We start from the raw sequence: 10,084 nt of genomic DNA on the forward strand, positions 1-10,084 counted from the left end.
GGGGGAAGAAGATGAAGTCGACGCCGTGGTTGTGCCAGCCGTAGCCGGCGGCCTTCATCTTCGCGGCCGCCGTCCAGGGGATGTCGGTGTAGGAGGCCTGGGTGTTCATGTCCCCGCCGATGAGCACCGGGCCGTGGGCGGCCAGCGAGTTGCGCAGCTGCAGCAGGATGTCCATGCCGGCGCCGTACTGCTGGGGCCGGGTCAGCGGCGGATTGCCGTGCTGCTTCGGCCAGCGGTGCGGGTTGGTCATGTGATGGGTGGAAACCACCGAGACCACGGCACCGTCGGCGCGGCGCAGCATCACCCACGTCGCGAAGCGATCCCAGGTGACCTCGCGGCCGTCGTAGAAGGTCTTGTCGTCGTCGACGAGCTGAACCCGGCCGCCGTTCACCTTCGTCCAGGTCGAGCTCTTCCAGAGCACAACGTTGCCCATGGCCTGCTCTGCGCCGGCGCCGGTTCCGGCCGGCGCAGACACCCGGAAGGCGGAGTAGCCGGGGGCGGCTGCTTCGATCTGCTCCAGGCTCCAGCCACCGGCCTCGTTGAGGGTGACGAACTCGGGGTTCTTGGACAGGACCTTGGGCATGGAGGCCCGGAACCCGTCGAGGCCGGAGCGGCGCGGGATGTTGGCCTGCGCCATGATGATCTTGCCCTTGACCGGGCCGCCCACCGGGCCGTCGATGGCACCGAGGTCACCGAGCTCGGTGTGCCCGGTGCCTTGGCTGCTTTGGGTGCGGCACTCGGCGGCCGCGGTGGTGCTCATCACCACCATCAAGCTGACGAGGAGTGGAAGCCCCATGAAGATGATCAGGACGGGCAATCCCGCGAGCAGCAGCTTCTTCATGACAGGTCAGTCCCGAGGGTCGCGCGCGCTCAGGCGGCGGACTCGATCGCCTCGTTGGTGTAGTAGAGCTTCTTCTCCAGCGGGTGGAGCACCGTCTGGACCTTGTACATGGCGTCGCCGATGCACCACAGCGCGCGGCCCTTGTCCTGCATGGCCCACCCGGAGACGAGGTCCTGGGCGATCGGGCCGAGACCGAGCATGGAGTCGAGCTCGCGGGCGACACGGGGCTTCTGGGCCCCGAGGATCTTGATGTCGGCCAGCTCGAGGAGGTCCTTGGCGATCATCGCGGCCTGGGAGTCGGCGTCGCCGACCGAGAGCAGGTCCGAGGGCTTGTGGAGGTTGCAGAACTGGATGTCGCCGCCCTTGCCGGCCATGCCGCGCGAGAGCCGCAGGTCGGCGTCGAAGCTCGCCACCGCGGCGGTTCCCAGACGCATCTGCTTCCAGACCTCGTCGCGCACGACGATGCGCAGGTCGCCGGGCTCGGCGATCTCCCGCAGCCCGCGGCCCCAAGAGTTCATGCACAGCAGCGCGATGCCCACGGCCTCATCGCCCAGGCCGTCGAGCCGGGAGAGGCTGAACGACTGGATCGGTGCCTTCCAGTCGACCTCGATGTTGGTGAAGTCGTCGAAGAGGCCGGCCAGCGTGCCGGTGACGAGCTCGCCGAGCGCGTTGCGCAGCAGGCGGGTCTCGTCGAGGAAGACGCGGGTGTTCGCGTACTCGCAGACCCGGACGAGCTCCTCGGTGGGGTTGCGCAGCAGGTCCCACAGCCGCGGGATGGTGGTCTCGGCCAGGACGCTGTTGCCGGCGGCGTAGCCGGTGAGGATCGCCAGGGCGTTGCGCACGACGTCGGATTCGTCGGGGCCGAATGGCACCCGGCGCTCGTCGTCGATCTTCATGCTGCCGACCAGGCCGCGGACCAAGACCAGCCACCGCTTGAAGATGATCGTGGCGCGGCGCTGGGCTTCCTCGGCCGAGAGCTTCTCCCAGCCGTCGCCGAGCGGGCCCTTGTCCAGCGGGTTGACCCGGGCAGTGAAGCCGGGAGCGATGACGAAGGGCTCGACGCCGAGAGCGTGGCACAGCGACTCGTACTCGTCCTTGACGTCTCCGGTGACCAGGGTGCGGTAGCCGAACGGCATCATCCGGGTGCAGAAGCCCTTGGTGGTGCCGGACTTGCCGCTTCCCGGCTTGGCGAACTGGAAGATGTTGGGGTTGGTGGCGGGGACGTCGTCGCGCAGCACCCACCCGAACGGGTCGCAGTAGAAGCTGCCGCCGGAGAGCTGGTCGACGCCCATCTGCGCGCCGGTCGGGGGTAGGGCGGGCGCGGGAACGAAGGGCCAGAACACCGGGGCCTGGTCGCTGGTCATCCGCCAGGCCATTGCCGGGGCGGTGGAGGCGGCCCAGCCTCGGCCGGGTCGAGCGGCGCCGCGGCGCGGCGCGTACCGGAAGAGCCGGGGCTCCTTGGGCTCCGGGGCGAGCGTGGGGATCGTGGGCAGGTCGTGCCCGAAGTCGGAGAGCAGGGCGGCCATGTCGCGGCCGCCGCGTCGGTTGCGGCGGGGGTTGGTGGTCATCAGGCGTCTCCGCTTCGGGTCAGGCTCGTGCCAAGGGGGATGGTGGACGCGGCGAAGCCGACGTCCTGGGCGAGGTCGAGGCGCAGCGGCGCGAACCCGGCACGCCGGACCGAGGCGTCCAGGCGGCGACCGAACTCGGTGATCCGCATCGTCTTGGGGACGGTGACCGTGCACACGCCGTAGGGCCGGGTCAGCGAGTTGCCGCGGGCCAGCTTGGCGTCGAGCCCGCGGGCCTTGTGGGCCTCGTCGCGCTGCTTGGCGCGGGTCTTGCGGCCGAGCTTCTCGTTCATCCCCTCGGCCAGGTCGGCGGCCCACTCGGCGTTGCCGGACTGCCGGTCGGCCTTGGACTGGGACACGATCGGGTAGGCGACGACGAACGAGCGCCGCTCCCCGAACTCGCTGGGGGTCAGGATCGGCGCCAGGGCACCCATCGCGACGCCGCGGGTGGGGAGCTTGATGGTGGCACTGACCGAGTTCCAGGCGTCGTGGCTGTAGTGCCGCACCGTCGCGTCGGCACCGGACGGGCCAGCCATCGCCCACGGGACGTCGGCGTTGACGCTCGGGTCCTTCTCCCGCAGCGAGAGGGCCTCGACGATGCCGGCACGGTCGCCGGGAGCGAATCCGGTCCGGCAGGCCAGCGCGAGCTCGGGCGAGGTGAGCCAGCGGACCTGAGTCATCCCCATCGGGCCGCGCAGCTGGGCCTCGATCTCGGCCATGAGCAGGTAGAGCTCACGGCAGCGACCCTCGAAGCCGCCCCCGGACTCCTTGGCCGACCGGGCGATCCGGGTCTCCGGGACGACGATCGTCACGAACGTCTCGGTGCGCACCGACGCCTGAGTGAGGCCGTGGGCCAGGTCGCTGTTGACGACCTCCGAGAGCTCCGGGGCGTTGGGGCGGCGGTGGCGGTTGACCCACAGGTCGCGCTCGGCGCCGTCCTCGGGGACGGTGCGCACCATGAAGAGGATCTCGTCGACCTTCTCGGTGCGGCCGGCGACGTCGAGCAGGCCGGCCAGCGCCTCGCCGTAGCGGGCGCGCTCCTCGATGTCCTTCATGCCGATGCCGGGGTGGACGATCGAGGCGGTGACCGCCCATGTCTTCATGGCGTGGTTCTCGATAATCGCCACGCGCTGCAGCTGCGAGCCGTGCGGCGGGCCGTCGTGGATCTGGACTCCCTGCAGGACCCCGGGAAGGTCGGGGGTGTCGAGGTCGCCGGCGCGACCCTGGGTGGCCTTGGCGCGGAACGAGGTCCAGCCGAGCAGGCCGCCGACGGCGTACATCGTCGAGGCGAACACCCAGCCGGTGGCCGAGCGGCCGCGGACCGGGATGACGGTGATGGCCAGCAGGAACAGCCAGACCAGAGCGAACAGGAACGCGGAGAACCATGCTCCGCGGCTGATCGCCCAGAACGCCGGCAGGCTGGCCAGCGCCAGGAACATCAGCTGTCCTCCGGAGAGGCCGAAGAACCAGCCGATGCGGTCGCGCTGGTAGTCGGCGTAGGTGGTCATCGTCGGCTTCCTTTCTGGTCAGTGAGGTCGGCAGGTGTGGTCGGTTGGTGCTCGAGGTGGGGGCGCATCGGGCTACACCGCCACCGGTGGGATGCCACCAGCTGCTGCGCCGGCACCGCCGGCACCGCCGGCTGCTCCCCCGCCACCGGCCGCGGGAGTCTTGGGCGTAGCTGCGGCTCCGCCGGAACCGCTCTGGCCGCCACCCGAGCCGCCGCCGGGCCCGCCGCCGGTGGGCAGCGTCGGTGGAGTCGGGGGTGCCGGCGGCATGGGCGGGTTCGCGGGCGGATCGTCGTCGCCGTTGTTCTGTGAGCCGGGGTGCGTGCCGGTGCTCTGGTCGCCGGACTGGCCGCCGGACTGCCGGCCACCCATGCCGCTGAAGTCGGGGCCGTAGGTGCTCTGCCCGACACCGGCCTGGTTGGTCTCGTCCGACATCAGGGAGGTCGCCTTCGCGCCGGCGGAGTTGATCATCCCCATCCCGGCTGCGAGCGCCTGGCCAACGCCGCCGAAGCTGCCGAGGAAGCCCTGGGTGGACTTGTTGAACCGGTCGCCGGTCGAGGCCTCGGCGCTCTGCTCACCCGAGGAGCGCCCGTTGCCGTCGGTGCTGGACGCGGCCGACGAGCCGCCGCCACCACCGCCGCCGAGCAGGCCCTGGAGGCCGCCCTGGATGGCCATGCCCTGGCGGAACGATGCGCCGCTGGGGGTGCCGGGGTCGACGAAGGCAAGGAGCTTGAACAGCGACAGCGGGGCCACGACGCTGATCAGGATCGTCATCACGGCCGGCAGCGCGGTGCCGAAGGTCTTGGCGGTGTCCTCGGCCAGGTGGGCCGCGACGCCGTTGGCGAACTGCACGCCGATGCCGAGCACCATGATCATCAGGACCGGGGTGAACGCCGCGGCGTGCAGCCACCGCAGGCTCTTCCAGAACCAGGACCGGGTGAAGTCCGAGACCAGTCCGGCAGCCGCGAGCGGGCCGGTGGCGGTGAGCACCAGGAGCGAGGCCGCGCGGGCCAGGTAGACCAGGAGGTGGCCGATGGCGGCCAGCCACAGGAAGATCCCGAGGAAGGCCAGCGCGGTGGCTACGCCGGCGTCGGTGATGTCGTCGACACCGAGGCCTCCGAGCGGGTCCCAGTCGGGCCAGGTCTGGACCTTGAGTAGCGACTTCATCAACGCCCGGGTGATCGCACCACAGGCGGCGATCAGGGTGACGGCATAGCCGAACCAGCACGCGTTGATGACGACGAACTGGCCGGCTCCGATGAACGCGCGGGCGAGTCCCTTGCCTTCGCGCTTGAAGGCCGCGGCGCCGAGCTGGATCATCGCCAAGATGACCACCAGGGCGAGGGCGAGCCACAGGGTGAAGGCGTAGACGTCCTTGCCGGGTCCGTCGGCACGCAGGTCGGGGGTCAAGAACAGCTCGCTGAACGTGAGCACGATGCGCAGCACGAACAGGCCGGAGTTCCAGACCGCGAGCATGGCCGCGGTCCAGGCGTCGGCGGCCGCCTTGGCGATGACGTCGCCGATGGCCTCGAAGGGGTTGGGGATGTCCCCGATACCGGGGATGCCGCCTCCGAAGATGTCACCGACGTTCGGCAGACCGGGGATTCCCGGGAGGCCGCCGGGCAGCCCCGGCAGGCCGGGCAGGTCGCCGTCGCAGATCGCGTCGAGGATCCCGCATCCGTCCGGCAGCAGACCTGCTGCGCCGTCCAGCGCGTTGCCGGCGCCGTCGAGCAGGTTTCCGGCGCCGTCCTTCACGTCGCCGGCGGCGTCCTTGCCGCAGTCGATCGGGTCGCTGGCGCAGTCGAGTGCATCGCCGCCGAGGTCGCACAGGGCATCGGGCCCGGTGCAACCCATCTTCACGTTGCCACGGGCCGGAAGTCGGCCGCTGGTGGCGACCGGGGCGAGCTCCGCTGTCGCGGCCGTGCCGGTTGCCGGCTCAGCTGCGGCCGCGGCGGGCGGCTGCAGGCCGGTGGTGGCTCCGAGGAGCGTGGTGAGGACCAGGATCGCCAGGGCGGCGATGCCCAGTCGGCTCACCCGGCGCGCGGTGGAGGTGACGTTCGTGCTCACTGGGGTGCTCCGTTGATCCGGATCCAGCCAGCCTTCTCGAACTCGGGGGTGCCGGGGGCTACCGCCTTCGGCTGGCCCTCCGAGACCAGGTGCTGGATGTCGGCCTCACTGCCCTGGACCAGGTGCCAGTCGCCGTCGACCCAGCGGATCAGCTGGGTGCCGGCGTAGAGGCTGTCGTGGACCTTGCCGTCGGCGGTGGTGAGCGTGACGTAGCTGAGCAGGTTGACCGCGTAGTAGCCGGTGTCGAGCTCCTCGAGGGTGTAGGCGATCGGGGTGAGGGCGTACGACGCGGGGGCGGGCACGTCGCCGTCCTTGGCGACGCCGGCCTGCTGGCGGCGCAGCTCGACCGCGGCGCGGGCGCGCTCCTCGAAGACGGCCTTGGCCTCGGGGTCGGCGTAGAGGCCGGCGACGGTGACGGCCTGGTCGTAGTCGAATCCGACCTGGGCCTTGGCCACCTCGACCTGCAGGGCAACGGCGCCGAGGTCGGTGGCCGGGAACCCGGTCGGGTGGCCGTCGACCTGGTCGGTGCCGGTCGGGATCACGACGCCGTCGGCGGGCGCGGTGTCGGGTGCGACCTGCTCGACCGAGGTGTTCTCGATCGTCTTGCTCGAGTTGTTCCCGCCGGCCGTGTCGGAGGTGCCGGCGTCGTCGCCTCGGCTTTGGGCACCGAGCCAGACGACGGTGGCCACCATGGTGGCGATCGCCACCAGGATGCCGATGCGCACGAGGGTTGCGCGCGAGTCGTCGTTGCCGGTCGTCAGGTTCTTCATCAGTGGTCCCCTTCGATGTGGTCAGGGTCAGTGGTGGCGTCGGTCGACCAGGTGCGCCAGCCGGCCTGGTGGGCCAGTTGGGTGCCGGGCCAGGTGGCGGGAGCGGGGGCGGGTGGTGCGCCGGGGGCGACCATCCAGCGGCCGCCGACCCACTGCATGCGCTCGCAGTGGGCGAAGGCGATCTGGGCTTCCTGCTTGTAGGAGGCGCTGACCTTCATGAGCACGCAGACGGTGGTCCAGTCGGGTCCGTCGGTGCCCTTCACGAGCGCGGCGGCCGGCTCGAGGGAGACCGAGGAGCTGGGGTCCTTGACCTCGCCCATGTCGGTGCTGGTCAGGAAGGCCCGGACGCTGGCGGTGATCCACCAGTCCTCGGCGCGGACCCCGCCGGGCCGTGCCCAGGCGTTGTAGACCTCCTCGGCGGTGGTCAGGCTCATGGACTGCAGCACCGCGAGGTCGATCTGAGCGAGCTGCCCGATCGCGCCCTCGGGGGTCTGCGGGAACCCGGTCCTCACGAACGCGGGTCCGTTCACGCCGGTCCCCGCCGGGATCTTGATGACGGGTGCCTCGGTGCTGACGGTCTCGCCCGGCCAGGCGGCCCGCTCGGGAACGGTAAGCATCGGCTCGGCCGCGATCTCGTCGCGGTGGGCAGCACCCTGGGCAACTGTCGAGTGGTCGGACTCACCGGTCGCCACGCCCGGTGCCGCGGTGGCGTCGTCGCCGATGCCGGCGAGGGCGAGGTAGCTCCCGTAGACGAGGCCACCGATCAGGAGCGCAGCCACGACGACGGCCATGACCAGAATCCCGAGGAGGCGGCGACGGCTCCACTCGCTGGTGCCCTCAGCCTTCTTCGTGGCTGCGCGCCGCATCAGATGCAGCCCTTGCCGAGGATGCCGTTGAGCATGCCGGGCAGAACCAGGTAGGCGATCGCGCACGCGAAGACCACCACCACCGAGATCACGCCGACCTTGGAGGCGTGCGGCAGGGAGAACACCCGGCCGGCGATGATCGCGCCGATGGCGATGATGATGCCGAGACCGAACAGGACGATGACGCCCCACAGCACGTAGCTGGTGATCTCGTTGGTGGGTCCGACGGCGCCGGGGGGCGCCTTCGGGCAGACCTGGGCGGCCATCGGGAGGAGAGCGGTCATGACGTCCATGGATGGACTTCCTTTCTGGGTTGCTGACCCCGGTGTGGGGTCAGGCGCTTTCGCTGGTGTCGGTGGACAGGTGTGCGGGCTCGAGCAGCTGACGGGCTGCCGAGATCAGGGGGGCCGGGACGGGGCGGGAGTCCAGGCCGTTGACCGCGAGCTCGCGGTCCTCGGGGATCTCCACGCACCGGTCTGCGACCAGGGCGCGACGTACGGCGGGGCCGCCGGCGTGCTCGAGGCCCCGGGGCCACTTCTTGCGACGCGGCCCGCGCACGGCGAGGGTGATCTGCTCGGGCTGCCAGTGGTTGGCCAGCAGCTCGAGCGCGACCGAGGCACGGCGCAGCCCGGGGACGGTGGCGGTGGTGACCAGGACGACCTGGTCGGCGGTGCGGACGGCCTCGGCGAGCCAGCAGTCGGTGGCCAGGAGCTGGCCCGCCTCCCAGCCGACGTCGAGGATGGTCAGCTGGGTGTCGTGCTCGGCGTCGATCGGCCGCGGAACCTCGTCGACGCCGGCGAGGACCTCGCTGGCCCGCTCGAGCAGGACGTGGTCGCGCTTGCCCTGACGCCAGTCGGTCGGGTGCAGGCCGAGTTCGGCGGTGCTGGCAGCGGCGAGACCGGAGGCGGTGACCGAGCAGCACTCGATGACCCGGACCGGGCTGGCCGCGGCCAGGCCGGTGGCCAGGGCGACAGTGCTGGCCCCGACCGAGCCGGCGCATCCGATGACGGCGATGGTGTGCTCCCCCGCGGCAGGTGACCAGTTGTCGGCGGCAGCGGTGCCGCGACCGCGGGGTCCCTTGCCGGCACCGGGGCCGGTGCGGAACTCGCCGGCGTTCACGGCGTCCCAAGCCCGCTTGAGCTCGTCGACGCCGACCGGGCGGTTCGAGGTCTGGGTGCTCACTGGGCCTCCCCGATGCCGCCGCGGCGGAACTCGAGCGCGGCACGGACCTCAGCCGGGGTCAGGCTGGCCAGCTGGGCCTTGGCGGCCTGGACCTCGTGCAGCTGGGCCACGCAGCCGGTCAGCTGCTCGATCGCCTCGGTCTCGCGGCCGGCGATCGCGAACAGCTCGGCGATCTGCTGCGGCGTCCGGCTCTCGCCGTCGTCCTGGGTGTTTGTCATGGGCTTCACCACCTCCAGTCGCCTATGTGTCGTGGGGCGGTGGGAGCGATCACGGTTGCGCTCATTCGTCATGGCCGAACTTCCTGGGGGCGGCCGCGGCGAGGGCGCGCATGCTGCGCGAGCCGTGGCGACGGACGGTGGCCTCGGACACCCCGACGCGGGGCGCGACTCGGCTGGAGACCTCGTTGCTGAGCAGGCCGCCGTAGCCGCGGGCGAGGTTGCGGGTCTCGACCCGGTCGGCCTCGTCGACCAGGCACAGCAGCAGGTAGCGGTCGGCCGGGCTGATGACCTGGTTGTCGCACGCCCACGCCAGCAGCTCCAGCAGCTCCTCGGTGGCCGAGGGCTCCTCCTGCTCCGGACCGGCGTCGGCGAGGATCTCGGGACGGTGGAACAGGGCGCCGGCAACGCGCTCGGTTGGCATCGCGGCAGCGCTCCACGCGCTGGCGTCGCCGTCGGCCAGGTCGCCCGAGGAGAAGGACTCCACGAGGGTGGTGTTCGCCCAGGTGCGGTCGGCCCGGGAGACGTAGAAGAAGTCGCCGACCTCGCGGAGGACACCGACCCGGGTGTTGATCAGGATGTTGGCGGCGACCTTGCGCAGTCGACGCCACTTGAAGGTCCGGACCTCGATCCACAGCTGGGAGGCCACGAGCTCGTCGATCCGCTCGACGGCCGACCAGGAGCCGGCGGCAACGGGCTGGCTGTCGCGGAAGACCTCGCGGGGCGGCAAGGTGCTCAGCCAGCCCGCGAGCCGGCACGCACCGGGCAGCAGGCACTTGGCGAGCGCCGCCGCCGCGGCGATGTCGTCACCGCCATCGGGTGCCGCCAGCATGGCCAGCGCCAGGAGGACCTCGTCAGAGGCCGCACTGTCCACCGAGGGCAGCCAGGCCCTCAGGTCGTCGAACTCCTCGACGACTCCAAGCCGCGGATCCGCGGCCACCCAGGACGTCCACTTCTGGCGCGCCTGGTCGAGCAGTTCGCTGTTGTCGTCGAGGCCGAGCTGGTCTCCCACACTCATCGCACTCGCTCCTTTCGTCCGTGACTGAGCACGGCGAAAAGGTCGCGAGCGGGCG

10 protein-coding genes are annotated in these 10,084 nt (G+C 71.2%); all 10 read right to left on the minus strand.

Annotated elements, in window-relative coordinates:
* Positions 1-841 (minus strand): endonuclease/exonuclease/phosphatase family protein (locus ASD66_RS07995; RefSeq protein ID WP_414858567.1); only part of this gene is annotated, 841 nt, incomplete at its 3' end.
* A gap of 29 nt (positions 842-870) precedes the next feature.
* Positions 871-2,409: an ATP-binding protein gene (locus ASD66_RS08000; RefSeq protein ID WP_056890605.1), complete on the minus strand. Its 1,539-nt coding sequence runs from the start codon at positions 2,407-2,409 to the stop codon at positions 871-873.
* A complete protein-coding gene (locus ASD66_RS08005) occupies positions 2,409-3,914 on the minus strand; it encodes an SCO6880 family protein (protein ID WP_056890606.1) in 1,506 nt (501 codons plus the stop codon). Before ASD66_RS08005 ends, ASD66_RS08000 begins: the two co-directional genes overlap by 1 nt.
* 72 nt (positions 3,915-3,986) lie before the next feature.
* Positions 3,987-5,978, minus strand: a complete 1,992-nt coding sequence (locus ASD66_RS08010; protein ID WP_056890607.1) for a type IV secretion system protein — start codon at positions 5,976-5,978, stop codon at positions 3,987-3,989.
* Positions 5,975-6,748, minus strand: coding sequence for a hypothetical protein (locus ASD66_RS08015; protein ID WP_056890608.1), 774 nt, complete (start codon positions 6,746-6,748; stop codon positions 5,975-5,977). The genes ASD66_RS08010 and ASD66_RS08015 overlap by 4 nt, the downstream gene beginning before the upstream one ends.
* A complete protein-coding gene (locus ASD66_RS08020) occupies positions 6,748-7,614 on the minus strand; it encodes a hypothetical protein (protein ID WP_156388593.1) in 867 nt (288 codons plus the stop codon). The genes ASD66_RS08015 and ASD66_RS08020 overlap by 1 nt, the downstream gene beginning before the upstream one ends.
* Positions 7,614-7,907, minus strand: a complete 294-nt coding sequence (locus ASD66_RS08025; RefSeq protein ID WP_056890610.1) for a hypothetical protein — start codon at positions 7,905-7,907, stop codon at positions 7,614-7,616. The genes ASD66_RS08020 and ASD66_RS08025 overlap by 1 nt, the downstream gene beginning before the upstream one ends.
* Before the next feature lie 40 nt (positions 7,908-7,947).
* A complete protein-coding gene (locus ASD66_RS08030) occupies positions 7,948-8,796 on the minus strand; it encodes a hypothetical protein (RefSeq protein WP_056890611.1) in 849 nt (282 codons plus the stop codon).
* Positions 8,793-9,014 carry a hypothetical protein gene (locus ASD66_RS08035; protein ID WP_056890612.1) on the minus strand — a complete coding sequence of 74 codons (222 nt, stop codon included), beginning with the start codon at positions 9,012-9,014 and terminating at the stop codon, positions 8,793-8,795. The genes ASD66_RS08030 and ASD66_RS08035 overlap by 4 nt, the downstream gene beginning before the upstream one ends.
* Positions 9,015-9,075: 61 nt before the next feature.
* On the minus strand, positions 9,076-10,029 hold the full coding sequence (locus ASD66_RS08040) for a hypothetical protein (protein WP_056890613.1): 954 nt from the start codon (positions 10,027-10,029) through the stop codon (positions 9,076-9,078).
* Positions 10,030-10,084: the final 55 nt, after the last annotated feature.

This window comes from Nocardioides sp. Root151 (assembly GCF_001427925.1).
Lineage (GTDB): Bacteria > Actinomycetota > Actinomycetes > Propionibacteriales > Nocardioidaceae > Nocardioides.